Here is a 26,399-nt window from a genome sequence, read left to right as displayed (position 1 = left end):
GTTTAATTTTTCCGGTCTGTTAAATGATTCAGGGTTTGGCAATAGCCAGTCTCACTTCCTTAGCTGGTACAGGTTTCGTTTCATTGTTTTGTTTTGGACGCCGGCGCTTCATGTACTTTAATTCCTTTTTGTAATCAAGGAACATGACGATCACGAATAGAAGAAAATACATGATCATACTTTTTTGCCGGATGATAATGCCCATGTTCGACATCGTATTCGACAGGGCAAAGGAGGTTGCAAGGAAGGTTACAGCACTTGTTTTCAATAATGCCGAGCCTTTTCGCAAAAATTTTATAAAACCTTTCTGAAATAGTTTTGCCGTTAAGGCGAGATAGATCAAATTTTCAAAAGAAACCACCAGTCCCATGGCGCCCGGTGAGTCTACGAACAGCGGCCGGAACCAGAAAGTGAACAATTTCAGCGGCAATGGGTAATTTGATATATCTATGCCCGATCCTGCTTTTGATAGTTCGTATGCCCGCACCGAAGAGAACTGGTTAAAGCTCTGCATCACATTATCACCATCAATTTGTGCGAAGGCCATGATCTTATCGTACAACAACACCAACGCACCAATACTGGCGCCAAACACCAGCAGCTTTTGGTATAATGGTACTTTTTGCCGGCCGGTGAACAAACCGGCTACAATGCCTACGGCCATGAACAAAAACACGTGCGGACGAACATGGTAGATGATCAGCAATCCCATGAACAAATGCAGCTTGCGCGTCTTTAACTGGCTTAGTCCGTACATCACCATGCCCAGGCCAAAGAAGATGATCGATCCTTTACCAAGCGATACCGTCCAGAAGTGCATATTGGGCAGAAAGATCAGTAAACTGATCAGATCAAGGCCCATGAACTTATGCTTGAACTTTGTATTCTCTTTTATGTACACATAAAAGTAAACGAAGCCCCAGTAACCCATCCAGGCAAATATGGCATACATCATCTCGAAGCTAAAACCCAGGTAGTTCACAAAAGGGTATGCTACGAAATCAATGAAAGGGGTTCCGGTGCCATAAGCACTGAACCAGCTGTAATACTGGGTTTGCGTGCGATGGAAATACTCCTGCGAGTCGGATGCGGAGAACAATTGAAATACATAATAAACGATCGTGAACAACGTATGGAACCAGTAAAGGTTCTTCATCAACCCAACCTGGAACCAGGGATAACGCTGTTTCATTTTTTGCAGCATCGGGATAGATGCTACAAAGAACAGGATCACCAAAAGTATTCCGCCTATCACAGTCCTGATTTTTTATTTTTTGATCAAATCGTTGTATATAGTTTCCAGTTCAGCTACCATCTTTTTCATGCTGAAGGAATTGATAACCGTTTCGCGGGCGGCCTGCTTCATTTGGGCCAGCTGATTCGGCTGTTGCAGTAACCGGGATAACCGTTCCACGAGTTGCATAGGTTCGTTAACCGGCACCAACAGACCATTTACACCATCTTCAATTACTTCAGGTATACCGCCGGCAGCTGTACAGGCGGGTACACAATTCATACTCATGGCTTCGAGCAGGGCAATGGGCAATCCTTCAAATTCAGAACTCATCATGAACAGATCCATTGCCGTAAAGTATGGCCGGGTTTCGGCTTGCAGTCCCGCAAAAAATACAAATTGGTCAGTTGCCAGGGTCTTTGCTTTGGCATGGATCTCGTCGCGCAAAGGTCCGTCGCCTACAATAATAAAATAAGTATCGGGATGTTTCGTATGCAGTGCCCGGGCAATTTCAAGCCAGGTGGTTAAGCGCTTTTGCGCCCTGAAAACACAGGTAATACCTATTACCGTAGCCTTTTCAGGTATGTTCAGCTCTTTACGAATATCCCTGTCAACAGTTTGTGTGCGCGCATACTTGGCCGTATCAGCCCCATTGGCAACTACCTGCACAGGTGGCTTTGCCTTGCGATAATTTGTTTTAATGGAATTGGCTACTTCTTCCGAAACGGCTATTACTTTCTGCTGGCTCGAAAAACTCAGCTTGTTCATGTAATAGGTAAGCTTATGATAACGCTCCCATTTATTATGTTCAGTATAAACAACCGGTACGCCGGTAAGCCGGCCTGCCAACCGGCCCGCCATGCCTGCCCAGGGCAAATGGCAATGGATCAGTTGAATATTATGCGTACGTACATAGGCAGCAATTTTTCGCACTGCCAGTAAGATGGACGCATTGTTCTTAGCCGAAATGCAGGTTACCATGCCTCCTTCCCTTTCTATTGCCGGTACCATCTGGTTCTTCCAGGGAAGAAAGTAGATATAATGAAATTTGAATTGTTGTTTATCATGCTGCCGCAATGTTTCGGGTAATAACATTTCGGCGCCCCCACGGCCCAGGGATTTAATAATGTGTAATACCGGAATGGGTTCTTTTTCCTGGTATAACTGACGGATATAAGTCTTATTCAAGGTGTCCATGTATTAAGTTGTTCAGGGTTAGGTATGCAGTGCTGCGCTTACTGCTTTATTGAATTGTATACTTCCAGGAACTTTGTGGCAATGCGGGTATTCAGGTAATCGTTCATAACCAGCGCCCAGGCATTTTGAACAAGCTGCTGATTGGCCGCAGTATCCTGCAGGGCAGCGAGTACATTTTTCACAAACAGTTCTTCATTGCCCTTCGGCACCAGGTAACCGGTCTTGTTATTGATGACCACTTCGCCAATACCACCTACATAGTAAGCAACCACCGGCGTTTTGCAGTAGAATGCTTCCAGTATCACCCCCGGCAGGCCTTCAATAATGCTCGGCAGCAGCAGCACATCGGCATTTTTTATGAATTGCATCGCATCGTTCCTGAAACCGTAAAAATGCACTTTTGGCGCAAGGCCTTTTTGTTTTACCAGCTCTTCTATCTGGCCCTGAAGCGGTCCGCTGCCTACAAAATGTAAACTGGCATTGGGCTGCTGCTTCAGTATCCTATCAAAGATCTCTATCAACCGAACGTGATTTTTTTCATACGTAAAACCACCCACATGCACGAGTACCGGTCTTGAAGCGCGCTGCAGCGGATGCTCTTCTCCGGTCCTGAACTCAGTTTCCTCTATTCCTATGGGTACTGTTACAATCCGTTCTTTATACTGCGGAAACAATTGGGCAAAATCAGTAGCGGATGTTTTGCTTACCGAGACCACCCTGCTGGCATATCGGAAGAAGAAGCCATTCAGCATTTTGGCCGAAGCCGTTTTTATATACAGGCTGATGGTGCTGGCATTACGAAATACAATGGGCTGCTTCCATTTGAAGAATAATTTTGATAATACGGCATATTTCAACGTATCGCCTGCATTGGCCTGAATAATATCAGGCTTTTCTTCTTTGATGATCTGTGCCAGGTTACGCCAGGCTTTAAGATCCCAGAAACGCTTGTTCGGCGATCCGTTCAGGTGTTTTGTGACGCCGGTAAATGGCAAAGGCGCCTTCCCCGGAAAAACAAAAACGATAATTGCTTTATGCCCCTTTGCGTTGATGTGGGTAGCCAGTTGTGAAGCAAACATTTCAGCCCCGCGTAGTTGCGGTTTCTGAACCAGATGAAGTATTGTCAATTTTTTGTAATGATCATGTTAAGTAAATAATCTTCCATTTTCCCGGCAATGGCAGACAACTCAAAATGTTCGCGGGCATGTTTATTTGCTTTTACTGCCATGGCGTTGGCAACTCCCACATTATTGTAGTACCACGATAACGCCTGCGCTATACTTTGCGCAGATCCGGTCTCAAAAAAGTATCCTGTTTCCAGGTGGGTGACCAATTCTTTATGCACCGGGATATCACTGATCAGTACCGGCAGTCCGGCAAACATCGCTTCCAGTATAGCGCCGCCGAACCCTTCACTATGCGAAGCGAAAACAAAACAATCATATTCATTTATAAGCTGGGGCACATCGCTTCTGTTACCCAATAGAACCACATTGTTCTGTAACCCGAGCTCGGTGATGAGCGCCGCTAATGTTTTTCTTGCAGGACCGTCACCGGCTATATGAAGAACAGCCTGTGGACATGACGGTAAAAATTCACTAAAGGCCAGAATGAGGTCGCGCTGCCCTTTTACGGGCACCAGCCTGCCCACGCTTAAAAAGCGGGGCGCTTTTCCCGGAGTTATTTGCGGAACCCGGAACCGGTAGATCTTACTATCGCGGCCCCGGCCTATGACTATAACTTTATTGACATTTATGCCTAAGGCCTTTGCATTCGATTCCTTTACCACTTCCGTGATGGCCATAAACCCTTTACACATCCGCGCTGTTGATCGATTCGCCCATTTAAAGAACGACACTACCATTTTTGCCTTCCATGAAAGCGCTGAGTTGTACGCTTCGGAATACAGGTCGCTTACGAAATTGCCGATCACCGGAATATGGTTGAAGCGGCCTGCAAACCGGGCAACCAGCTCTGACCGGGTTAGATAAGCTACGATGATATCCGGTTGTTCCTTTTGAACGATCGCGTTCAATTGTTTATAGGCTTGAAAGAACCCGTATTTCTTTTTTAAACCTGCCGAATAAACAGTGATGCCATGATCGAGGAACCGTTGCTTCAGGTGTTCACCGGCATATAAGTGACAAACTACCGGTTGCAGGTTCTTAAAACGGATCGCGTTCGCAAAAAGGCTTTGCTCGGCGCCGCCGGTTTCCAACGTATCAATAACAAATAATACTTTATGCTTGCGATGGTTATTGCCCTTGTCTGTTGCCAGGATCACGCTATCTATTGTTGTATCGGTAATAAGTTCACTTTGCATACTTACAATTCCTGGTTTGATATAGGTTGACATTATTTGATTATCGCTGTTTTGCCTGTATTGATATAGCCGGGCTGGGGGGTCAATGTCTGCGGGGTGGCATTTTTTTCCGTAATGAATTCCAGTGTTTCTGGGTCCAGGGTTCTTCCGCCCATGCCCTTGATCCCATGCCATATACCCAGCAACCTGAATTTAACCCGTCTTACCCGGTCCGGCGCCAGGATGGCCGTCATAACCAGCAGTTTCAGCTGGTGATAGACGTAAGCAATAAACTCAGGTACCGAGAAATGCATTTTAATGATGAACGTATGATTACGGGCTGAATAATATCCGCGCCATAATGTGGCGTTGGAAAATTGTCCGCTGCCCCCTAATAACTGGCGATCATCTGCTCCGTTCTGTAACACGCCCAGTCTGAATCCATTTTTTCTGATCCTTAATGAATATTCATGATCATCGCACATCATAAAAAATGCTTCGCACACCGGACCGATCCTGCGAACCACATCTGTTTTAATAATAGCGCCGTCGATCATTGCATATTCCGCCTCCTGCAATTTAATGGCTGGTTTAACCCTCACTTTTTTGCCCATTCTGAAGTTAGCGCCATGCAAACCCAACATCACAAAAGGTGTTTCCTCGATATTCTCAATGAGATCTTTCAGTGCGTTGGCGGCATAAAAAGTATCATCGTCTATTATCCAGAAATAATCAAATGCATTTTTAGCCAGTCCATACATCATTCCTTTTGAAATGGCGCCGGCAGAGCCGGTATTAGTTTCCATAAAAATGCAATGAATGCTATGTTGTCCTTGCAGCGATCGCAGGTATTCCCGCGTACCGTCTGTGCTGTTGTTATCAACTATAACAATCTCTGCTGGTCTTACCGTTTGTTCTAAAACGTGTGCTATAGCTGTTTTTAATGTTTCAAGGCGGTTAAAGGTCACCACAATGGCGCAAACACGTGTATTCATAACATTAATGATTGGATTAATTACTTGGCTTCTGCTGATCCACGCAGAACGGACTATCTTTTATACCATCTTCCCAGACCGTAGTCGCGAACTGCCTTGCATGTATTTTTAGTTACCAGCGTTCCGTAGCGGAAACCATATTTATAGCTTACCAGGCTTCTGGCCACCGATAAAAAAAGAATGGAAAAGAATGCCAGGTAATACTTGTTTTTTGACATTACGAACAGTCCGTTGCGAAGGCTGTAATAGTCACGCCACAACACACTTTCATCTTTCTTTCTTACGGTTCTCGATCTTTTGTAATTCACCCGGTTAAATTTCTTACGCACATGTTTGAAAAGTCCTGTATGTACCAGGATCTTGTAACCGGCTCTTTTTTGCGACAGGTCATGATCGAGATCTTCAAAGCCGAAAAACAATTTGGCTTCGGGTACAATTCCTTTCAATACGCTTTCTCCCCTGATGATCTTCATTTGCCCGCCACCGATGGTATCTACTTCCAGGGCTTCCGAACTTTCCAATTCCTCATTGGTGGTTCTTACAACGAGGCCGGTGCGCCTGTTTATTTTGTGGCCAACCACGCCAACCTGTCCGCACTCACTACCCGATCTTTCTGCCAGTTGCAAGAGCTTTTCAAGCGTATCTTCCGTCTCCGGAGGATCATTATCATCAGCCCACAGGATCCATTCATATCCTTCTTTGGCGAGCACCTGCAATCCTCTGCTGCCACCACCTGCAAATCCTGAATTATAGTCCATTTTTAAATGCACTACCTCGGGATACAGTTGCGCCAGCCGGTTTTTGGTTTCGTCATTATCATTGTTATCAACTACCATTAACTTCTCCGGAGGCCTTGTTTGATTGAGTATCTTTTGAATGGTATCCATTAAAATGTCAGGCCGTTGATAAGTAACAATAAATGCGGCAAACTTTTTATTACTCATGGTGCGATACATTTAAGGCACCGCAGGGTGCCAGTTCCAAGGGATTATTTGTATAAGTTTAGTGTGATTTTCAGTTAGGGTCATAGCAAGGCCGGGACATGGCATTCGCACAGGGAATCCCGTCCCGATTGTTTTCAGTCAATAATGTAAATCATTAAATTCCCTGCAATGAAACCATCTTTTTGAAGCGGGTAGATTTATGTACCATTTCTTCGAATGAACCGGATGCAGTGACCTTTCCTTTTTCGAGCAGGTAAATGGTATCTGCGCCTTTGATGGTCGATAAACGGTGGGCTATCAGGATAACCGTGTAATTACCGTGTAACTGTTCTATATTTTGCTGAATGATCTTTTCTGTTTCTGAGTCAAGCGCCGAAGTAGCTTCATCAAAGATCAGCACTTCGGTGTCCTTATATAACTCGCGGGCAATGGAGATCCGCTGGCGTTGTCCACCGGAGATCAGCGTACCGTGATCACCCAGGCGGGTGAGTTCCTTTTCAGGTAAGGATTCAACGAAGTTGTGCAGGGAAGCCATCCGCAACACGTCGTTAAACCTCTTTATATTCTCAGGTGTGCGCTCGGCCCAGAAAGTGATATTATTGAAAATGGTATCGTTGAACACTACCGGCTCCTGTGAAATATAACCTACCATGTTGCGATAGGTGTTGAGATTATACTGGTGGCTGGGTATACCATCGATGTACATCTCACCGGTATCGGGTCTTATAAGACCGGCGATCATATTGGCGAGGGTTGTTTTCCCGGCGCCGCTTTCCCCTACCAGGGCAATGGTTGATTTTTTCGCCAGTTGCATATTAATGCCATCGAGCACCTTCAAACTGTCGAAGGAAAGCGAAACATTTTTGAGCTCTATCTTATCCTGGAGCGTTTTAAAGGCCACCGGACCATGCACTTCCTGCAACGCTGCCATTTCTTTCGTGAGGGAATTTACTGCATTGATACCGCCGCTGTTCTCAATAAAGTTCTGCCAGTAATTCTGCGTCATCACCAGAAAACTAAGCGCGCGGTAAAACAGCAACAAGCTCAGAATGATACTTCCCAAATGGGCGCCCAGCCAGTTCAACTGTACAAATATTACTATGGTAACTATTATTACAATGATGGGCTCCTTGATGCTTGTAGCAATGGCGGTCATGTGGCCGATCTTGCGGTTTAACCCCTCGGCCTGGTTAATTACATTCTTCAGTTTCCCGGAATACCGGTTAAAAGTATTGGTTGACTTGAGGTATTTGAAGTAATGGGTCGTCTGGATCAGGAAGCTATTGAAATCACTGCCTTTTTTCGACAACTCATTTGAAGCCCGCTTGGTGGTTTTATAAATGTTATTATAAATGAGGTTCGACAATACCGCCCCGAAACACACCAGCACGGCAAACTGATAGTTGGCCAGAAATGCCAGGAACATGTAGGTCAACAGCATCACTGCTGCCTGCGCTGCCGTAAAATAAAAACTGAACGATAGGAACAACCTTTGAACTTCAGTAGTGAGCGTATTCTGAATTTTACCCGAATCAATTTTCAAAAAAGCGCTATAGGATAATCCTTCCAGGTTATTTACCAGGCGGTAACGTACTTTTTTAGTGAACAATTCGCGCAAACCGGCATAGAACTTCATCTGGATATACTTCATGATGCCTTTGAACACGAACATGGTAACGAGGCACATCAGCACGGTGGTGACTGTGAGCTCAAATCCCATTTTTTTGATAAGTCCGATAACATGCTGCAATTGTCCCAGCGACTCCTGGGTATCGGCTGCAGCCTGCGCTGTCTGGCCGTCACCTACCGCCTTTAATAAAGGGATGAACATGGCAAGCCCCATACCATCCAAAAAGCTGATGAGTATGCTGAGGCCCAGGAATAAGAACAGCTTGCTGCCTATAATGCTGTAATAGTATTTAAAATGCGTCAGGAAATTGATCTTCAAAGAAAATTTCATCATTCTTGTATTTTACCCGCCAGGTATCGCGTCCCTTCAGGATTAGGTGGTATTGATTCTTGATTTACGCCTAACGGCAAGCGCTTAATGCTTAACGCTGCATCCTTATCATTGAACTTCGTCATTGTTCCCTGCCTGCGAAAGTTCGCCCCGGCTGGGAGCCTGCCTGCCGGCAGGCAGGTTTTGCACGTGTCGCCCCGCGTTTTGCGTTTTGCGTTCAGCGTTTTGCGTTCAGCGTTCAGCGTTTTGCGTTTTGCGTTCAGCGTTTAGCGTTTTGCGTTCGTTATGCTATTTTCAGTTTGCTATCGGCATTGTTCTTTTTTTTCTTTTTCCCTTTCCCCGTCTGGCTATATTCGTAACCGTAACCATATACATGCTGGAATCCATAACCGGGTCTAATACCGTTTATGATCAGCGAAATGTGCGGCAGCTTCTGATCTTCATGTAACTGATTGATAAGTTTAAGCGATGGTCGCAGGGTAAACTTATGTCGCAAAATAAAGAAGGAAAGATCTGCATGTTTGCCCAAAGATAATGCGTCTGACACTGCTTCTACCGGAGGCGTATCTAAAATAATATAATCATAATGAGCCTTCAGGTAATCGAACAGCGATTTCATGCGCGGATGCAGAATAATTTCACCAGGGTTCAGCGGTAATGGCGTACCGGCGCTCACAAAAGTAAGGTTCTCTATTTCAGGAACGGCTTTCAATACATCATCTACCTGCACTTCCCCACGCAGATAGTTGGCGATACCAGTGAACTTTTTAAATCCCAGGCGTTCGGACAGCCCCGGATTCCGCAGGTCGAACTCCAGCAATACCACTTTCTTGCTGCTAATAGCCAGCGAACTCGCCAGGTTCAAACTCACAAAGCTCTTTCCTTCACCACTTTTGCAGGAAGTTACCATCAGCACCTTCTGATCGGGGTTGTAACCCATGTAAGAAATGTTCGTGCGCAATGTCCTGAACTGCTCGGCAATCGGCGATACCGTCTCTTCAGCAATTACCAGGTCGGCATTGCTGTTATCGAGAATGATCTCACCGGCAATAGGCAGGGATGTTATACCCTGCACATCTTCGCGGGTCTCAATTTTTTTGTTCAGCATGAACTGGATCACCACCACCATCACAGGCACCATAATACCCAGCAAAAATGCGATGGCATATATTACGTACGGCTTCGGGTTTACGCTCTTGCTGATGTTCCAGTCTATAATGCGGGTGCCGGCAATACCTGCAGAAGCATACTCCATTTTCTTATCCTCGATCTTCTGCTGCAGGAAGGTATACAGGGCATCTTTCACGCCCAACACCCGGTTGGTCTGGTTAAGGTCTTTTTCTTTTTCAGCCATGCCCTGGAAGCGGCCGGTCTGGTTTTGCTCCTGGGAAGCAATAAAGGCATTGCTTGTTTTTAACTGCTGGCGAAGACTATTGATGCTTTGATAAATGCTGTTCTTCAAATTATTCAGCCCTGCATTGATCTCGGGTAAACGAATATCCTGGGGTGTACCGCGGTCGAGGATCTCCTTTCTTCTTAAGACCAGTTTATTGTATGTGTCAACAAACTGGCTCAGGCCCGGATCCATCAAAGCTGTAACGTTTGGAATGATCTGCTCCTGCCCGCTTTGTTCGCGAATATTCGCTTCCACCTGGTTCAACAGATTTTCTTTTAACAGGTTTTCGCTTTTACGGGTATCCAGCGTTACCAGGTTACCAAGGATCTGGTTAGCCGAAGTAGGCACATCATTTACCTTATTGGTAGATTTAAAGTCCTTTACCTTATTGGCCTGTTGCGACAGTTCTGATGAAACTGTGGCCAACCGGTTCTCGAGGAACTCGATTTCGGTACGCAGGGCTTTGCTCTTGAACTCGAAATTCGCCTGATCATAATTGTGGAGAAGTACTTCAACTATTTGTTTGGCCCTTTCGGGTATTTCGTCACGAACAGATAATTGCAACATGGCCATGCCGCCTTTTGGAAGAGCGCTGGCCTTTATCCTGGATGCATATTTTGACACGGATCCTGCCATCCCCGGGAAACGGAGCAGGTACTTACCTGCCGGAATGGTGGTAAGCGGCCTGGGTTCTATGGTAATGGTATCCCGCTTAAACACCAGTGGCTTGAAATAGGCGCCTTTTACCTGTTGTTGTTCGTACTGCAATGTATAACCTGCTTCGCTCACCTGTAATTCATAAACAGGTGTTTTTTCATCGGCATCCCAACGGTTCACCTTGATCGTAAACGGTAATGAATCAAGGTGCAGCTGCTTATCGAGCACGCGGCCCCTGGTCATTACTTCTATGTTCAGGTGTAATGAATCAACGATCTTCTCGATCAGTGCAGCCGATTCCAGCTTGAATATTTCGCTGTTGAGATCAGGTTGCGCCTGCGCAGCGGCGGTGGGCCCCTGGCTAAAGGCAGACCCGCCGAGGATGTTGGTGGTTACCTCGCTGGGCGATTGCACCTGAATATAGGTTGACGCCTGGTAAAGCGGTGTTGTATACCGGATATAAAGAAAAGCAACGGCTAAACAAACAACGGCAGATAAAATAAGCCAGTAGTAGTTTTTGGCGAGTTTTGAAAAAAGTCGTTTTGCATCAAAACCCTTGCTTTCTTCGGGCTCATCATAATACTTCTGCTCCATGGAGGTAAGTTTTAGTTGTTATTATTGCGAATAGTAACCAGTGTAAGGGCAGAAAGCACGATTGTTACTATAGAGGCAAATACGGTGAAATCTTCTTTGAAGATAGAATTAGAACGGGCCTGTACGTAGATCACATCATTCGGCCGCATTTGAAAAATGTTCGGATCCTCCAATACACTGGCTTTTCGAAGATCGAATTTTCTGACTGTTCTTTTGCCATTGTAGTCGCGGAACAAACGTATATCGTACCGCTTGGCTGTGTGGGGCAGATCGCCGGCCGCAGCCAGAGCCTGGAACAGCGTTGCATGTTGCGCCGAAAGTATGAAGGTACCGGGCAGCCTCACCTCACCTAGTACGGTTACCTTAAAGGTCGTAAAACTTACTTCCACCAATGGATCTTTCAGGAACGGGCTAACCAGCTCTACCAACTTTTGTTTTGCCTGCAGCGTGGTTAACCCCGCGAGCTTAACCTTACCCACAACCGGCATTTCTATTTCGCCCTGAGCATCCACTTCATAGGCCGGGCTCGTAGCAGCGGTTCCACCACCCATGCCCATGCCTCCCCTCGCGCTGGTACCAAGGCCTGCGCCAGCGCCCATGGCTGCCGAAGCAGCCGGGGCCATGCCGTTCTTGTTAAAGAAGGCTGCGCTTTCCTGGTCCTTCACAATAAAGGAAATGTCTAACCGGTCACCGCGTTCAATAACACGCTCCAGTATGGGCATTTTCTTTAATTCATACGCTTCTGCATCGGGCAGATCATTGAAATAATTCAATTTTTTGCTGGTACTGCAAGAAGTGGTGAACATCAGAACAAACGCTACAAAACAGAGAATAAGGGTGGCCGGATGTATGTATCTATTCATTGTGGGTTAATTTATTAAACGCCGGTTACTGGTATTTAACTTTTATGAGGTTACTTTTAAATAGGACGACTGCTTATACCACTCTACGGTTGTATGTAATCCTTTTTGAATTGTTACTGCAGGCTGATAACCGATCAGCTGCTGCGCCTTGCCAACATTGGCCAGGCTATGGCGCACATCCCCTTTGCGTTCTTCGCGGTAAAGTGGCTGCAGCTCGATGCCTGTAATGTCGCAGATGTTCTTCCACAACTCGTTCAGGGTGGTTGCCTCACCTACTGCAATATTCACCACTTCATGATTTTTGAGATCAGCAGCAAAGCAGGCTTTGATGTTTGCCTGTACAGCATTTTCTACATACGTGAAATCGCGGCTGGTTGCACCATCGCCGTTGATGTAAGGCGCTTCCTGTTTCAACGCACTTTGAATAAACAGGGGAATTACAGCGGCGTAAGGACCACGCGGATTTTGGCGGGGGCCAAATACATTGAAGTAGCGTAAGCCAATGGTATGGAAATCGTACACCCGGCTGAACACCTGAGCATACAGCTCGTTTACATATTTTGTAACGGCATACGGTGAAAGCGGATTGCCGATCTTGTCTTCTACTTTAGGCAATCCCGGATGATCGCCGTAGGTGCTGGAGCTGGCTGCATACACCATTCTTTTGACCCCTGCGTCACGGGCGGCTACCAGCATATTCAGGAAGCCGCTTACATTCACTTCGTTGCTGGTAATGGGATCGTTGATGGAGCGCGGCACAGAGCCCAGAGCTGCCTGGTGCAATACATAATCAACTCCTTCCAGCGCGCGGCGGCAGGTATCCAGGTCGCGTATATCGCCTTCGATCAAGCTAAAGGCAGGATGAGCATGCCAATGTTCAATATTTTCCATGGAGCCTGTGCTGAAATTATCCAGCACACGCACCTTACCTGCGCCATGGGTCATTAAATACTCAACAATATTCGATCCGATAAAACCGGCGCCTCCTGTAACCAGAAAGCAGGCCTGGCTAATATCTTCCGTATGGTATTTTTGATTGTACATAATTAATAATTATAAACGTGCATCAACTAATTCTTTATCCAGGTGCGCTTTCACATCGAACAGTACGCAATGATCGCTACATAATTTTTTGATAGTTTCATAACTGAACTCTTTATGCGATACGGCCAGCACTACTGCATTGTATTGTGATTGGCAATCAGGTAATTGCTGAATAGTTTTTACGCCATACTCATGCATTACTTCTTCGGGGTTGGCCCAGGGATCATAAATATCAACCTGCACATGGTAGCTTTGCAAGTGACGGATAATGTCAATCACTTTAGTGTTGCGAACGTCGGGGCAGTTCTCTTTGAAAGTAATACCCAATACCAGCGCTTTGCTGCCCGACACCGGAATGCTTTTTTTCACCATCAATTTTATAACCTCACCGGCTACATAAGCGCCCATGCCGTCGTTCAACCGGCGTCCGGCGAGAATGATCTCGGGATGATACCCTACTTCCATAGCTTTTTGCGCCAGGTAATAAGGGTCAACGCCGATACAGTGACCGCCCACCAGACCCGGACGGAATGGTAAAAAATTCCATTTGGTTGAAGCAGCTGCCAGTACTTCCTGGGTATCGATATTCAGCAGGTTGAAGATCTTGGCCAGCTCATTGATGAAGGCAATGTTGATATCCCGTTGTGCATTCTCAATTACCTTAGCGGCCTCAGCAACTTTTATCGAAGGCGCCAGATGCGTACCTGCTACAATGATGCTACGGTAAATTTCATTTACTATTTCTCCTACCTCGGGGGTAGAACCTGAGGTTACTTTTTTAATTTTTGTAACGGTGTGCTCTTTATCACCTGGGTTGATACGCTCGGGCGAATAGCCGGCAAAAAAGTCAACATTGAATTTCAACCCTGATACTTTTTCCAGAATGGGTACGCACTCTTCTTCGGTAACACCTGGATATACGGTAGATTCATACACTACGATATCGCCTTTTTTCAAAACTTTACCTACTGTTTCACTGGCTTTCACAAGGGGAGTGAGATCGGGCCGGTTGTATTTATCAACAGGGGTTGGCACCGTAACAATATATACATTGCTGGTCTTAATGTCTTCCAGCTGATCGCTTACCCATAAGCCCATAAGGCTATCCGCTTTCTTTTTTAACACGGAGGTCAGCTGTTCGCTGCTGATCTCCAGCGTATGATCATTCCCCGACCTCAATTCGGCAATCCGGTCTTTATTGATATCGAAGCCTACCACCGGATACTTTTTAGCAAATTCTACTGCTAAGGGTAATCCTACATAACCTAACCCGATTACCGTCAAATGATACTTCTTAGTCGCTTCCATTCTGAATTCAGTTTGTTGTTATAAGTATTATTGTTACGATCCCTTTGCCAGGTTGTTTTTATCAATAGCCACCAGGGCAAAACCTAACGAAGGCAACATCACCTTCACCAATCTGTTCTTCACTTCCATTACCTGGCCCTTTTGTTGCATCAAAGGGCCATTGATTATCGTCACTTCGTCATTTATATTAACATCGATCCTTTCTACCTGCACATTGTCATAATCTTTCAGAAACTGCTTTACAGCGGCTATTTCCTCATCCCTTATCACGGCTGGTTTACCCTGAAAAGTAACAAATCCCAGCACGCCGTCGGTTTGTAAAACCGGAATATGCGCTTTAGGCGCCAATCTTACCATCACATAGGATTTGAACAGGGGTTCCAGAATGATCTTTTTCCGGTCGCTCCAGTTCCGCTCGCTCTTCTGCACGGGACAATAGTTCTCAATTTGTTTTATCTCCAGCAACTCTGCTACTTTTTTTTCCCAGCGGGGCCGGGTATATAAGGCGTACCAACGTAAATCTGTATTCATTTCCTAGCTACTATTTTATCACACATCCCAGCACAAAGCTCCCGCTTCCCTCAGTCACACATTTGCTGAGAATCAAATTTTTATAAACTACAAATCAGTTAAATTCAATACCTAAAGCACTATCTCTTCTGCGTTCATCACGAGAATATCAGATCGAGTCAGGTTATTGAGGTCCAATAAAGCAAAAACGGTACACAAGTAAATAGTAAACCAGAGGCTATTCGAAAGGATTGGTTCAGAGGCTTTCGAAGGAAATCGGGGCCAATGGGGTGATTCGAAAGGAAAATCGGGTAACGATCGGTAATGTCAGAGGATGTTGGATGATCAGGTGTTAATGAAGTCGCCCAAAAGTAGGTAGTTTTTTGGTATTATGCAATATCGGTCGTTGATTTTTATATACCATAATGTGGTAATAACCAAAATACCCAAACCTCTTAAAGCTCCTTTAATCCCCTGGTAAACAGCTCGTATAATCAACATAGTAGTTCTATGCAAACATATATCACCATGTTATACACAGTCATTTTACATATCACTTTATACTAATACTAAATGAAACAACCTCTTCCAAAGCCGCCTACTTTGAGAGAGGTTGTTGTGGTGAATGGTCAGTGGGCAATGGTCAATGGGCCTTCAGACTTCGGACTCCGACTTCAGACTTCCGCGGTGAGGTGTATCCATTATCACATTATCATATTATCACATTATCACATTGATCTGTTAATGCCCATCTCCAGCCCGCGCAATTCAGCCAGCCCACGCAAACGCCCGATCGCTGAGTAACCCGGATTGGTCTTTTTATTCAGGTCATCCAGCATCTGGTGTCCATGGTCGGGGCGCATGGCCAAATTCACTTTTCTTTGTTGCATTACGGTTACCAGATTTTTCACCACGCTGTACATATCTACATCGCCTTCGAGGTGATTCGCTTCATAAAAATTACCTTCAGCATCGCGCTGGGTGCTGCGGAGGTGTATGAAGTTGATGCGGTTGCCAAACTGCAGCACCATGGCTGGCAGGTCGTTATCGGCCCGTACGCCAAAAGAGCCGGTGCAAAAGCAAAGGCCGTTGCTGGCGTTGGGCACTGCATCGAACAATTCTTGTACCTGCCGGGCAGTACTTACTACCCGGGGCAACCCGAAAATGGCATATGGGGGATCATCGGGGTGAACCACCAGCTTCACGCCTGCTTCATCGGCCACCGGCGCCACGGCCTGCAGGAATTCAATGAGGTGTAGTTGCAATTTTTTCGCATCAATACCGGCATAAGTATCCAGGGCAGCCTGAAACTGTTGCAGGGTAAAGCTCTCTTCACTGCCCGGCAGCCCGGCAATAATATTTCGCTGCAATAACTTTTTCTCCTCTTCTGTCATGCCCGCCAGGCGCTCCTGCGCTTTGGCCAGCTCGGCCGGCGAATAGTCTTTTTCCGCGCCGGGTCTTTTTAGCATATATACATCAAATGCCACCATCGCTGCTTTTTCAAACCGCAGCGCTTTACTGCCGTCTTCAACCGTGTACGCCAGGTCGGTACGCGTCCAGTCAAGCACAGGCATAAAATTATAGGTCACCACATAAATGCCACAGGCCGCCAGGTTCCGGATGCTTTCACAGTAATTGGCAATATATTGTTTATATGACCCTTTTTGTGTTTTGATATCTTCATGCACCGGAACGCTTTCCACCACCGACCAGGTTAAACCTGCTTCTTCAATAATTTGTTTGCGTTTCAGAATTTCTTCTTTCGTCCAGATGGTTCCATTGGGCACATGGTGTAGCGCAGACACAACACCTGTACAACCCGCCTGCCTGATATCGGCCAGACTTACCGGGTCGGAAGGGCCGAACCAGCGCATTGTTTGTTCAAAATGATACATAAAGTAATTGTTTATAACTCTTTTTTAGCAAGGATACAATTTGTATGAATAGGATACACAATTTAGTGTTTCAAATTCTTTGCAAACGATTTCGAAAAATGTTGCAAAAATAGCCCGTAATTCTTAATCTTTGCGGGGGACGCTCCTTTATGGATCAAGTGAATTTAAAGAAACTGGCGAAAGAATTGAATCTGGCCGTATCAACGGTTAGCCGCGCTTTGCGGGACAGTCATGAGATCAGTCCGCAAACGAAAGAAAGAGTGCGCGAGTTGGCCCTGAAGCTGGGATTTCAACCCAATCCGCATGCCAGTAGCCTACGTCAGAATAAAAGCAAGACCATCGCTGTTATCATTCCTGAAATTGAGAACAATTTTTTCTCCCAGGTCATAAATGGGATTGAATCAGTAACCCCCAGCAAAGGTTACCACGTTCTTATTTATCTCACCCATGAAGATTACAACAAGGAGCGTGATATTCTGCAACTGCTGCGCAATGGCCGGGTGGACGGTATTATGATCTCAGTTTCCAATACCACTACCAACACCGATCATATCGATGCATGGCGACAGTCGGGGATGCCGCTGGTGCTGTTCGATCGTACCTGCGAAGAGCTCGATGTGCCCAATATTATGACCAATGATGCGGAAATGGCGTTCAAAGCAACGGAGCATTTGTTGAAAAGAGGCTGCAGGCAGATCGCTTTTCTTGGAATGGCGGGAAATTTGTCTATTTCCAATCGCCGCAAGGCCGGTTATCTTTCTGCGCTGGAAAAATATAAAGTGGCGGCGCCGCCACAGATCATTGAATTGACCACTAAGGACTACATTAACCGTGATCTGCTGCACGAGGTATTCCGACGTGAGTCGCGGCCCGACGGTGTATTTGCCGCTATTGAAAAATTTGCCGTTAACACCTACGAGGTATGTAAAGAATTGAAATTACCTATTCCGCGCGAGGTAAAAGTGGTGAGTTTTTCGAACCTGCAGGCAGCCGCCCTGTTCGACCCGGCGCTTTCAACGATCATTCAACCGGCTTATGACATCGGGCGCGAAGCAGCCAACATCTTATTCAAGATCATAGAGAAAAAAATGTTGATGCCTTATGAGAAAAAAATGATCCTGCCCTCGCAATTGATCGAGCGGGCTTCAACGGCGATCAACAGTTAACCGGTTGAGGCCATTTGTACAGTGAACAGTGCGTATTTAACAAATATTTGCCACTTTCTATTATCGTTAGTATGTTTATTATAAGGAACTTATTCAATGTCAATGCTTACAATCATACTCATATTAATAACAGGTTTCGTTTCCTATAAGGGATTCAAAGATCATTTCTTCTTTGAGAGATATGAATTTGGGGTTGACAAGGTTCGTCTTTACAAAGACTACAAACGGCTGGTCACATCGGGCTTTTTGCATGTGGGCTGGATGCACCTTATTTTCAACATGCTGGGCCTTTACTTTTTTGCAGGGTCATTGATCTTATTGCTTCAGCCCTGGGGATTTTTACTGATCTATTTTGCCAGCCTCATAGGCGGTAATCTGCTTTCAATGCTCGTGTACAAGAACCAGGGCGATTATACTTCTGTAGGTGCATCCGGCGCAGTGAACGGTGCCATCTTCGCCACCATCGCACTTGAACCCAATATCAGTATCATGTTCTTGCCGGGTTGGTTATTTGGCCTCCTGTACATTGGCCTTACTATCTGGGGCGTTCGTTCAAAAAGAGATAACATCGGGCACGAAGCGCACCTGGGCGGCGCCATCATCGGTATGCTGGTAGCTATTGCCCTCCGGCCGCAGGCCCTCGTTAATAACTGGCCTACTATTTTAATTATTGCCGTGCCTACCCTGGTGTTCATTTATCTTATTATTACCAGGCCTCACCTGCTGCTGATCGATAATTTATTTTACAAAACCCACACAGATCACTATTCCATCGATCACAAATACAATGAGACCAAAACCTCACAGCAGCAGGAAATTGACAAAATTCTTGACAAAATAAGCAAGCGGGGAATAAATAGCCTGAGCCAGAAAGAAAAGCAAATGCTGAAGGACTTCAGTAAGAAATAACCGATCTTTACGGTACACCGCTACAATTTCGATTATGATGAAAGTCTGGCTTTCGGCAAGCGTTTTCCTGCTATTGAATTTCTCTTTAATGGCAGCGAATCCTGATACCACTTATACAGAAACAACTGTAGTACTGCATACGGCCAATGGAGATATTAATGGTACACTGACCATTCCCGGCGAAAAAACAACAGGCATGCCTGTGGCATTGATCATTGCAGGCTCTGGTCCCACTGACCGCAATGGCGATAATCCCATGATGAAGAATGAAAGCCTGCAAAAGCTGGCCCATGGGCTGGCGGTGGTTGGCATTGCCTCTTTACGATTCGATAAAAGAGGCATTGGCGAAAGCAAAAGCGCAGCTAAAAGCGAAGCAGACCTCCGGTTCGAGGATTATATCAATGATGCCCGTGGCTGGATAAACCTGTTAAAAAAAGATAAACGCTTCACCAAAGTATTTGTGGCAGGCCACAGCGAAGGATCGCTGATAGGCATGATCGCAGCGCTGAACACGGCAGATGGTTTTATTTCTATTGCAGGCGCCGGCAGATCAGCCGATAAAATACTGAAAGAACAATTAGCCAAACAGCCGCCCGCAGTCAAAGATCCATCATTCCCGATCATCGACAGTCTGGCAAACGGAAAAACGGTTGACAGTGTGCCCAAAATTCTTTTTGCTTTATTCAGACCCAGTGTACAACCTTATATGATCTCCTGGTTTCATTACGACCCGCAAACCGAGATCAAAAAACTCACTGTACCGGTGCTCATTCTGCAAGGCACCAACGATCTGCAGGTGACGATTGAAGACGCCAACCTGTTAGCAAGATCAAATACCAAAGCGCAGCTGGCGCTGATCAAGAACATGAATCACATCTTCAGGATCGTGGAGGGCGACAGAAGGGAAAACCTCGCCACCTATATAACACCAACGCTCCCCATCAGCGATGAGCTGGTAACTACCATTGCTACATTCGTGAATAAACATTGATTTTAACGGCAAACCTACAACGGCAGACGGCAAAGTTGAACGTGAACGGCAGACGTGAAACGGCAGACGTGAAACGGCAGACGTGAAACGGCAGACGTGAAACGGCAGACGTGAAACGGCAGACGTGAAACGGCAAACCGCGCCCTAAACGGCAGACGGCAGCGAGAACTGCCAACTGTTAACTGCAAATTGCCAACTGTAACTGTGAACTGTAAACTGTGAACTGTAACTGGTTTACGGAAACGTTAGCGTAATTTTTTTACGGCAGCGCTAAAAGTTAAGCTAAATTACCACTGATTGCAACTAATTGCCATTTGAAGTTAAAGTAGCTTAATCCATGAGGCCGCAGCTTTTAAAAGTATCAAAAGAGATCCGCCATTCCTTCAGCGTTCGGCAGGACCAGGTTCCCTACATCAATAACCGCTGGCACTATCACCAGGAGGTTGAGTTGATCCATTTCAAAAAAGGAGAAGGAACCCAGTTTGTGGGAGACAGTATCAGGCATTTCAAACACGGAGATGTGGTGCTGGTAGGCTCAGGCCTCCCCCACTACTGGCGTTTTCACGATGCATTTTTCGATGAAAATGAAGCGTCGACCGTAGACATACGGGTATGTCACTTCAATGAGAATTTCTGGGGAGAACAATTCCTGCAGCTCCCCGAGAACATTAAAATAAAAAATATACTCGAAAAAGCGAAGCGTGGGTTACAAATAACGGGTAAAACCCGCCATGTGGTAGCAGAATTCCTCGATGTACTGTTACATACCGAAGGACCTCACCGCATTTTGTTGCTCACCCAGGCATTGACCGCCATTGCAGAATGCGACGAATTGCAGCCGTTATCATCCATAGGTTTCAAACATGAGCTGCCAGAGAATGAAAATGACCGCATTAACGCTATTTACGACTTTTCATTAAAGAATTTCAAACGCCCGATCCAGCTGGATGAGATCGCATCGGTTGCTAATATCAGTCCAAACTCGTTTTGCCGGTATTTCAAATCAAAAACAAGTAAGACGTTCTCACAATTCCTCATAGAAGTAAGGGTAGGCTATGCCTGTAAACTACTGATAGAAAATAAAATGAGCATCAAACAGCTCTGTTTTGAAAGCGGATTCAACAATTTCACCAGTTTTCATAAGTACTTCAAACTAATTACTGGCAAAAGTCCGTTAAACTATCAGAAAGAATTTATTCAAAAACAGTAGTACCCTTGATTCCTATGACCAAACCTATACGCCAGTATGTGCTTGCGGGATCCCTTATTGCATTGACTGTAGGATTTCAACCACCTACCACAACGTGGAAATCGAAATTTCTTACCGTAAATCCACAGGGAACAATACTATACCATCCTGATGAAAAAGGGAATACCATTCCCGATTTCAGCCGGGTAGGTTATTACCAGGGGGACAAACCGATTCCCCATGTGCCGGTTGTAAAGACCGTTTTTCCTGCTGATACCAATAGCCAGGCCGCTATTCAAAAAGCCATTGATGAAGTGGCGAAAATGACACCTGATAAAAATGGTTTCCGGGGCGCCATCCTGTTAAAGAAAGGAACTTACAAAATACCAGGCACCATATATATTACCACCAGCGGTATTGTATTGCGCGGTGAAGGCGACGGCGAACAGGGCACCCGCCTGATCGCTACCGGAAACACGCAACGTTCCTTAATTGAAGTTATGGGCGATGGCTGGTTAGAAGAAATTCCGGGAACACGGGCTATTATCACCAATGAGTATGTGCCCACGGGTGCCACATCTTTCGACGTTGAATCAGCCGCCAAATTCAAACCAGGCGATAAGATAGTGCTCTTGCGTCCCGGTACCGATGCCTGGATCAAAGACCTGAAAATGGATGTCATTACCGTGCGGAAAGGCACTAAACAATGGCAGCCGGGTGAATATGAATTGTATTATGAACGCGTGATCACTAAAATAAAAGGCAATACCATTTTTATCGAAAACCCGGTAATGATGGCGCTGGAGAAAAAGTACGGCGGCGGCTCCATATTCAAATACGATTTTGAATGGCGGATCTCGAACGTTGGTGTAGAACACATACGCTGCGAATCGAGCTTCGCCAGTGATACTGCAGAAGATCATGGCTGGACAGCCATTCGAATCAACAAAATTGAAAATGGCTGGGTGCGCAACGTAACCTCCCGCTACTTTGGTTATGCCTGCGTACACCTGGAAGCACTGGCCAAAAATATTACTGTTATCAACAGCCGTTGCCTCGATGCCAAATCAAAGATCACGGGTGGCCGGCGCTACTCATTCAATAACGACGGTCAGCAGAACCTGATCATGAATTGTTACAGCACCGAAGGCCGCCATGATTATGTCACCGGAGCGCGCGTGTGCGGTCCGAACGTCTTTTACAATTGCACGGCTAAAAATACCCATGCCGATATTGGCCCGCATCATCGCTGGGCTTCAGGCACTTTGTATGATAATATTGTTACCGATGGCGAGATCAATGTGCAGGACCGTGGTAACTGGGGCAGTGGCCATGGCTGGGCCGGCGTTACGCAAGTAATTTGGAACTGTACAGCCAAACGGGCGGCGGTTCAAAGTCCGTGGGTCAATGGAAAAAATTATTGCATCGGATTGAAAGGCGGAAAACATGCCGGCCGCTTACAAGGCAGACCCGACGGTGAGTGGGAAGGTCAGAACAAACCGGGTTTACATCCGGGATCGCTCTTTCTGGCGCAGTTGAAAGCGAGAAAAGCCAAAAAACAATAGGCTATAAACAAACGCAATAGACAATAAACAATCGACAATCGTAAATCGATAATCGTCAATCATAAGCCGACAATCGTGAATCGTCAATCGTAAATCGATCATAAGCGCCAAGGCAAAATAGAAAAGGGTGAGTCATTCTGGGAGTGGCTCGCCCTTTTTAGTTATTAAGTTCTTTCTTAGCTGGCCGCCTTCACCTTGATAACTATCTTCTTTACCACTTTGTTACCTCCCGGTGAAATGTTTGGCCTATGCGCTTCACCCGGGAAAAAGATGATAAAAGTGCCGGCGGGTAACGTATAAAACTTTCCCGGTGCTGTATAATTGGCTACATCCTTCTTATCATCATATGGCCTGGTGATAGCCGTCACTTCGGCTACCGGCCACTTGCCCATTCTTTCTTCACCAACAATAATACATTGCACATCGATATATTTCTGGTGCGATTCCCAGCCCGTTTTATCCAGATCCTTACTGGGATCTTCCGTCACCGACGCAAATACATTCTCGCCATCGATCGGGTATTTCCCTTTCGCTATTGTTTGCAGGTTCTGTTCTTTCAAAAAGGCAAAGGCTTTATCCCAGTACGTTTTGTTGATGCGGTACTGCCGGGCAAATTCTTCTTTATCTATCGATTTATGCGGCGTGAGCGGCACACCACTCAACCATTCTTTCTTTTTGAACCATTTGGCCGCTTTTGATCTGCTGATCACGGTGTCTGTTGACTGAGCATCAACGGAGATCACAGCAATTAAGGTCAAAAATACAACCGAAACCAGGGCTTTTTTCATACGCAAGATTAATAGGCGTAAATATAAGCAAATGTGCCATCCGCCTGTTGACGGATGGCACATTTAACCAAATACATGTAACCGGTAAATCATTAAAGCCCGCTGGTGCCGGCACCGGTAAACCGCTTATCGGTTATTTTTCCCTTTACCTGTAATTTTATTACAGAAGCCATTTTATCGGGCGCCTGCTCGGGCAATGTTATTGTAAGGCCATTTTTTGAAGAGGCTGTTGCCAGCTTCTTGCCATTGGCCAATAAAGTAGCTGAAGTAACAGGTTGTGTTACACCGGGCACCACCAGTTTTTTATCTGCCGGCCAGTTAAACACACTCAGATATAAGATGGTATTGCCATTTTGTTCTTTTTTAGTGCAACGTCCCCACGACAAAGGCGCCAACGGACTGGCTTTGGTACCGTAGATGGATTCACCATTTACTTTCATCCAGGCGCCTACCTGTTGCAGCCGGGCTATACTTTCATCAGGAATGGTGCCATCTGCTTTGGGACCAACATTCAACAGATAATTACCACCTTTGGAAGCAATATCTATCAGATTCCTGATCATGACCTCGGCACTCTTCCATTCATGATCGTCTTTTTTGAAACCCCAGGTATTGTTCATGGTCATGCAGGTTTCCCAATCCCTGCCATCGAGGTCGGTTTCTTTCGGAATTCTTTGCTCGGGCGTTTTATAATCACCGGGGAAATTAGGCCGCTTCAGGCGGTCGTTGGTAATAATATTAGGTTGTAAGGCCAGTAACGCATTCAACTTCTCTGCAAATTCATCAGTCATGTTGGTTGGTGTATCCCACCATAATATAGCCACATCGCCGTAATTGGTGAGTAATTCCTTTACCTGCGGTACAGCTACTTCATCAATATACTGCGCCATGGTTTTGGTCGTTTGTGCGGGATCCCAGTGACCACTATTGGCAGCAGTGTACGCATCGATGGCAGCAGAATCGGGATTGGCCCAGCCTTCACTGGCTACTTTTCTCGCTGCAGCGCCACCAGGGTTTGTCCAGTCCTGCGCGTGTGAGTAATAAAAGCCCAGCTTCATACCATATTTGCGGCAGGCCTCGGCCAATGGCTTCAGCAGGTCTTTAACATAGGGCGTAGCATCTACCATATTCCACTTGCTGGCTTCCGATTTAAACAAGGCAAATCCATCATGGTGTTTGGCCGTGATCACGATATATTTCATCCCTGCCTCTTTGGCCATTTTCACCCAGGCATCCGGGTCATATTTAACGGGGTTGAACTGGGCGGCAAACGCCTTGTACTCTTCTACAGGAATTTTTCCCCGGTTCATGATCCATTCCCCAATACGTTTAATGGACTGCCCATTATAATATCCGGCAGGCACTGAATATACGCCCCAGTGAATGAACATCCCAAAACGGGCTTCGCGCCACCATTCCATCCGCTTATCGCGGCTTACATCGCGGGCGGAAGTTTGTGCGGCAACGGCCTGCCACAAACCACAAAACAGCACAATGGCAGAAACTAGTTTTTTCATATCTACGTTCTTTGATTGTTACTTTATCGGTGCAACTAACTGAATTATACAGTTGGTGCTTTTATAGTAAACCGCAATTTATTCACTTATTTTAGCATTAAACAGCTCCTGAAGCTTCGTACTTCTACTTCCAATTTCTTACTTCGCCGTCCTTATCTATAATGCACTTCCAATTTTGTCAACTGTTAACCTTCTACTTCTTCTTCCATCGCAACAAAGCCTCCAGGTAATAATAATCGGCATAATTCAGTGGCACATCCACTTCGCTGTTATGCGGTTTGGAACCGGTGCTGTGTAACAGCAGGAAACCTTTATTCTCTCCTATAGGCGAACGGTAACTTTTAGTAAGGTTCTGCAGGATGGTGTTGGCTACCGACAGGTATTCCTTTTTATGCTTGCTGTACTTTGAAAGCTCTAACAGGCCCGATGCCAGCACCGCTGCCGCCGATGCATCACGTGGTTCATTCGGAATGCCGGGTGCATTGAAATCGTAATAGGGAATTTTGTCGGCGGGTAAATTAGGATGGTGCAGCATGAATGCTGCAATGTTTTCCGCCTGCTTCAGATAGGCCGGATCCTTTGTTTCCCGATAGCACATCGTATAACCATAGAGGCCCCACGATTGTCCACGCGCCCAGGCTGATTCATGCGCATATCCCTGGTGGGTGTTCTTCTTCACCACTTTTCCGGTTGCTGTATCATAATCTACCACGTGATACGAGCTATGGTCGGGCCTGAAATGATTATTCATGGTCGTATTCGCGTGACTAACCGCTATTTTGTAGAAAGCAGAATCACCTGTCAACCGGGTAGCAGCAAACAATAACTCCAAATTCATCATATTATCGATGATCACGGGAAAACCCCATTGCTCTTTGTGATGATCCCAGGATCGAATACAACCTACTACCGGGTTAAACCGGGTAGATAATGTTTTGGCCGATTGAATGATCACATCCTTATACGCCGCATCTTTGGTAAGCTGGTAACCGGTGCCATAACTGCAGTAGATCTTAAATCCCATATCGTGGGTGCCGCCGTTGAATTTTTCTTTTTCTATCAGCGCCGTAAATTCTTCTGCCTTTGTTTTCCATTCTGGTTTTTTGGTAAATGCATATAACATCCATAATTCACCGGCGAAAAAGCCGCTGGTCCAGTCCCGTGAGGCCACCAGTTTCAGATGTCCATTCTCCAGCGTACGGGGGGCCACAAGTTCGGTCTTATTTGCTCTTGCATCGGCAACGTTTGTCAGCATGACCCGGGTTTGTCTTTCTGCATCGGCAAACACCTGCTTACTATTAATAGCCTGCGCCTGCACCATTGTGCCTGCAATAAGGAAAGCGAATGTTCCGGAAAGTTTTTTAAGCATCCTTTT

21 protein-coding genes are annotated in these 26,399 nt (G+C 45.9%); 5 read left to right on the top strand and 16 right to left on the bottom strand.

The genetic code is table 11. The features are described 5' to 3' along the window. Positions 1-28: 28 nt before the first annotated feature. The 13 genes from JUB15_RS10730 to uxuA all read right to left on the bottom strand — a co-directional run bounded on the left by JUB15_RS10730 (position 29) and on the right by uxuA (position 16,899). Positions 29-1,255 carry a hypothetical protein gene (locus JUB15_RS10730; protein WP_207512461.1) on the bottom strand — a complete coding sequence of 409 codons (1,227 nt, stop codon included), beginning with the start codon at positions 1,253-1,255 and terminating at the stop codon, positions 29-31. A 12-nt stretch (positions 1,256-1,267) separates the two neighbouring features. Further along, positions 1,268-2,431, bottom strand: coding sequence for a glycosyltransferase (locus JUB15_RS10725; RefSeq protein WP_207512460.1), 1,164 nt, complete (start codon positions 2,429-2,431; stop codon positions 1,268-1,270). A gap of 38 nt (positions 2,432-2,469) precedes the next feature. Next, on the bottom strand, positions 2,470-3,510 hold the full coding sequence (locus JUB15_RS10720; protein ID WP_207512459.1) for a glycosyltransferase family 4 protein: 1,041 nt from the start codon (positions 3,508-3,510) through the stop codon (positions 2,470-2,472). A 44-nt stretch (positions 3,511-3,554) separates the two neighbouring features. Further along, entirely contained in the window at positions 3,555-4,787 is a 1,233-nt protein-coding gene (locus JUB15_RS10715; protein WP_242696301.1) for a glycosyltransferase family 4 protein, read from the bottom strand. Next, positions 4,787-5,728 carry a glycosyltransferase gene (locus JUB15_RS10710; RefSeq protein WP_207512458.1) on the bottom strand — a complete coding sequence of 314 codons (942 nt, stop codon included), beginning with the start codon at positions 5,726-5,728 and terminating at the stop codon, positions 4,787-4,789. The genes JUB15_RS10715 and JUB15_RS10710 overlap by 1 nt, the downstream gene beginning before the upstream one ends. Before the next feature lie 53 nt (positions 5,729-5,781). Continuing rightward, on the bottom strand, positions 5,782-6,672 hold the full coding sequence (locus JUB15_RS10705) for a glycosyltransferase (RefSeq protein WP_207512457.1): 891 nt from the start codon (positions 6,670-6,672) through the stop codon (positions 5,782-5,784). A 154-nt stretch (positions 6,673-6,826) separates the two neighbouring features. Next, positions 6,827-8,635 carry an ABC transporter ATP-binding protein gene (locus JUB15_RS10700; RefSeq protein ID WP_242696300.1) on the bottom strand — a complete coding sequence of 603 codons (1,809 nt, stop codon included), beginning with the start codon at positions 8,633-8,635 and terminating at the stop codon, positions 6,827-6,829. A gap of 280 nt (positions 8,636-8,915) precedes the next feature. After that, positions 8,916-11,279 carry a GumC family protein gene (locus JUB15_RS10695; protein ID WP_207512456.1) on the bottom strand — a complete coding sequence of 788 codons (2,364 nt, stop codon included), beginning with the start codon at positions 11,277-11,279 and terminating at the stop codon, positions 8,916-8,918. Between the two features lie 11 nt (positions 11,280-11,290). After that, positions 11,291-12,142 (bottom strand): polysaccharide biosynthesis/export family protein, encoded by an 852-nt coding sequence (locus tag JUB15_RS10690; RefSeq protein ID WP_207512455.1) that lies wholly within the window; start codon positions 12,140-12,142, stop codon positions 11,291-11,293. A 42-nt stretch (positions 12,143-12,184) separates the two neighbouring features. Continuing rightward, entirely contained in the window at positions 12,185-13,186 is a 1,002-nt protein-coding gene (locus JUB15_RS10685) for an SDR family oxidoreductase (protein ID WP_207512454.1), read from the bottom strand. A gap of 9 nt (positions 13,187-13,195) precedes the next feature. Continuing rightward, positions 13,196-14,494, bottom strand: a complete 1,299-nt coding sequence (locus JUB15_RS10680; RefSeq protein ID WP_207512453.1) for a nucleotide sugar dehydrogenase — start codon at positions 14,492-14,494, stop codon at positions 13,196-13,198. A gap of 33 nt (positions 14,495-14,527) precedes the next feature. Further along, on the bottom strand, positions 14,528-15,025 hold the full coding sequence (gene nusG / locus JUB15_RS10675; RefSeq protein WP_207512452.1) for a transcription termination/antitermination protein NusG: 498 nt from the start codon (positions 15,023-15,025) through the stop codon (positions 14,528-14,530). 707 nt (positions 15,026-15,732) lie between these two features. Next, positions 15,733-16,899, bottom strand: a complete 1,167-nt coding sequence (gene uxuA, locus JUB15_RS10670) for a mannonate dehydratase (RefSeq protein WP_207512451.1) — start codon at positions 16,897-16,899, stop codon at positions 15,733-15,735. A 149-nt stretch (positions 16,900-17,048) separates the two neighbouring features. Here uxuA and JUB15_RS10665 point away from each other — a divergent pair, with 149 nt between their 5' ends. The 5 genes from JUB15_RS10665 to JUB15_RS10645 all read left to right on the top strand — a co-directional run bounded on the left by JUB15_RS10665 (position 17,049) and on the right by JUB15_RS10645 (position 22,719). Beyond that, positions 17,049-18,065: a LacI family DNA-binding transcriptional regulator gene (locus tag JUB15_RS10665; protein ID WP_207512450.1), complete on the top strand. Its 1,017-nt coding sequence runs from the start codon at positions 17,049-17,051 to the stop codon at positions 18,063-18,065. A 102-nt stretch (positions 18,066-18,167) separates the two neighbouring features. Then, the gene (locus tag JUB15_RS10660; RefSeq protein WP_242696299.1) at positions 18,168-18,974 is read left to right on the top strand and encodes a rhomboid family protein; all 807 of its coding nucleotides are present in this window, start codon (positions 18,168-18,170) and stop codon (positions 18,972-18,974) included. Between the two features lie 34 nt (positions 18,975-19,008). Then, positions 19,009-19,965 carry an alpha/beta hydrolase gene (locus JUB15_RS10655; RefSeq protein WP_207512448.1) on the top strand — a complete coding sequence of 319 codons (957 nt, stop codon included), beginning with the start codon at positions 19,009-19,011 and terminating at the stop codon, positions 19,963-19,965. Positions 19,966-20,302: 337 nt separating this feature from the next. Next, positions 20,303-21,175 (top strand): AraC family transcriptional regulator, encoded by an 873-nt coding sequence (locus JUB15_RS10650; RefSeq protein WP_207512447.1) that lies wholly within the window; start codon positions 20,303-20,305, stop codon positions 21,173-21,175. Between the two features lie 14 nt (positions 21,176-21,189). Beyond that, a complete protein-coding gene (locus JUB15_RS10645) occupies positions 21,190-22,719 on the top strand; it encodes a hypothetical protein (RefSeq protein ID WP_207512446.1) in 1,530 nt (509 codons plus the stop codon). 176 nt (positions 22,720-22,895) lie between these two features. Here the strand turns inward: JUB15_RS10645 and JUB15_RS10640 are convergent, their stop codons facing one another. The 3 genes from JUB15_RS10640 to JUB15_RS10630 form a co-directional block, all read right to left on the bottom strand. Then, positions 22,896-23,507 (bottom strand): NanQ anomerase/TabA/YiaL family protein, encoded by a 612-nt coding sequence (locus JUB15_RS10640; RefSeq protein ID WP_207512445.1) that lies wholly within the window; start codon positions 23,505-23,507, stop codon positions 22,896-22,898. Between the two features lie 92 nt (positions 23,508-23,599). After that, positions 23,600-25,024, bottom strand: coding sequence for an alpha-L-fucosidase (locus JUB15_RS10635; protein WP_207512444.1), 1,425 nt, complete (start codon positions 25,022-25,024; stop codon positions 23,600-23,602). 193 nt (positions 25,025-25,217) lie between these two features. Next, on the bottom strand, positions 25,218-26,393 hold the full coding sequence (locus JUB15_RS10630) for a glycoside hydrolase family 88 protein (RefSeq protein ID WP_207512443.1): 1,176 nt from the start codon (positions 26,391-26,393) through the stop codon (positions 25,218-25,220). Positions 26,394-26,399: the final 6 nt, after the last annotated feature.

Origin of the sequence: Longitalea luteola (assembly GCF_017356035.1) — a bacterium.
Classification (GTDB): Bacteria; Bacteroidota; Bacteroidia; order Chitinophagales; family Chitinophagaceae; genus Niastella; species Niastella luteola.
The sequence above is the reverse complement of the archived record's forward strand: the minus strand, read 5'-3'. Positions and strand labels throughout refer to the sequence as shown.

Excerpts from the sequence above, each read along its gene's own strand:
- JUB15_RS10725 (WP_207512460.1), bottom strand. The coding sequence starts at position 2,431 with ATGGACACCTTGAATAAGACTTATATCCGTCAGTTATACCAGGAAAAA.
- JUB15_RS10720 (WP_207512459.1), bottom strand. The coding sequence starts at position 3,510 with ATGTTTGCTTCACAACTGGCTACCCACATCAACGCAAAGGGGCATAAA.
- JUB15_RS10715 (WP_242696301.1), bottom strand. The coding sequence starts at position 4,787 with ATGTCAACCTATATCAAACCAGGAATTGTAAGTATGCAAAGTGAACTT.
- JUB15_RS10710 (WP_207512458.1), bottom strand. The coding sequence starts at position 5,728 with ATGAATACACGTGTTTGCGCCATTGTGGTGACCTTTAACCGCCTTGAA.
- JUB15_RS10705 (WP_207512457.1), bottom strand. The coding sequence starts at position 6,672 with ATGAGTAATAAAAAGTTTGCCGCATTTATTGTTACTTATCAACGGCCT.
- JUB15_RS10700 (WP_242696300.1), bottom strand. The coding sequence starts at position 8,635 with ATGATGAAATTTTCTTTGAAGATCAATTTCCTGACGCATTTTAAATAC.
- JUB15_RS10695 (WP_207512456.1), bottom strand. The coding sequence starts at position 11,279 with ATGGAGCAGAAGTATTATGATGAGCCCGAAGAAAGCAAGGGTTTTGAT.
- JUB15_RS10690 (WP_207512455.1), bottom strand. The coding sequence starts at position 12,142 with ATGAATAGATACATACATCCGGCCACCCTTATTCTCTGTTTTGTAGCG.
- JUB15_RS10685 (WP_207512454.1), bottom strand. The coding sequence starts at position 13,186 with ATGTACAATCAAAAATACCATACGGAAGATATTAGCCAGGCCTGCTTT.
- JUB15_RS10680 (WP_207512453.1), bottom strand. The coding sequence starts at position 14,494 with ATGGAAGCGACTAAGAAGTATCATTTGACGGTAATCGGGTTAGGTTAT.
- nusG (WP_207512452.1), bottom strand. The coding sequence starts at position 15,025 with ATGAATACAGATTTACGTTGGTACGCCTTATATACCCGGCCCCGCTGG.
- uxuA (WP_207512451.1), bottom strand. The coding sequence starts at position 16,899 with ATGTATCATTTTGAACAAACAATGCGCTGGTTCGGCCCTTCCGACCCG.
- JUB15_RS10665 (WP_207512450.1), top strand. The coding sequence starts at position 17,049 with ATGGATCAAGTGAATTTAAAGAAACTGGCGAAAGAATTGAATCTGGCC.
- JUB15_RS10660 (WP_242696299.1), top strand. The coding sequence starts at position 18,168 with ATGCTTACAATCATACTCATATTAATAACAGGTTTCGTTTCCTATAAG.
- JUB15_RS10655 (WP_207512448.1), top strand. The coding sequence starts at position 19,009 with ATGATGAAAGTCTGGCTTTCGGCAAGCGTTTTCCTGCTATTGAATTTC.
- JUB15_RS10650 (WP_207512447.1), top strand. The coding sequence starts at position 20,303 with ATGAGGCCGCAGCTTTTAAAAGTATCAAAAGAGATCCGCCATTCCTTC.
- JUB15_RS10645 (WP_207512446.1), top strand. The coding sequence starts at position 21,190 with ATGACCAAACCTATACGCCAGTATGTGCTTGCGGGATCCCTTATTGCA.
- JUB15_RS10640 (WP_207512445.1), bottom strand. The coding sequence starts at position 23,507 with ATGAAAAAAGCCCTGGTTTCGGTTGTATTTTTGACCTTAATTGCTGTG.
- JUB15_RS10635 (WP_207512444.1), bottom strand. The coding sequence starts at position 25,024 with ATGAAAAAACTAGTTTCTGCCATTGTGCTGTTTTGTGGTTTGTGGCAG.
- JUB15_RS10630 (WP_207512443.1), bottom strand. The coding sequence starts at position 26,393 with ATGCTTAAAAAACTTTCCGGAACATTCGCTTTCCTTATTGCAGGCACA.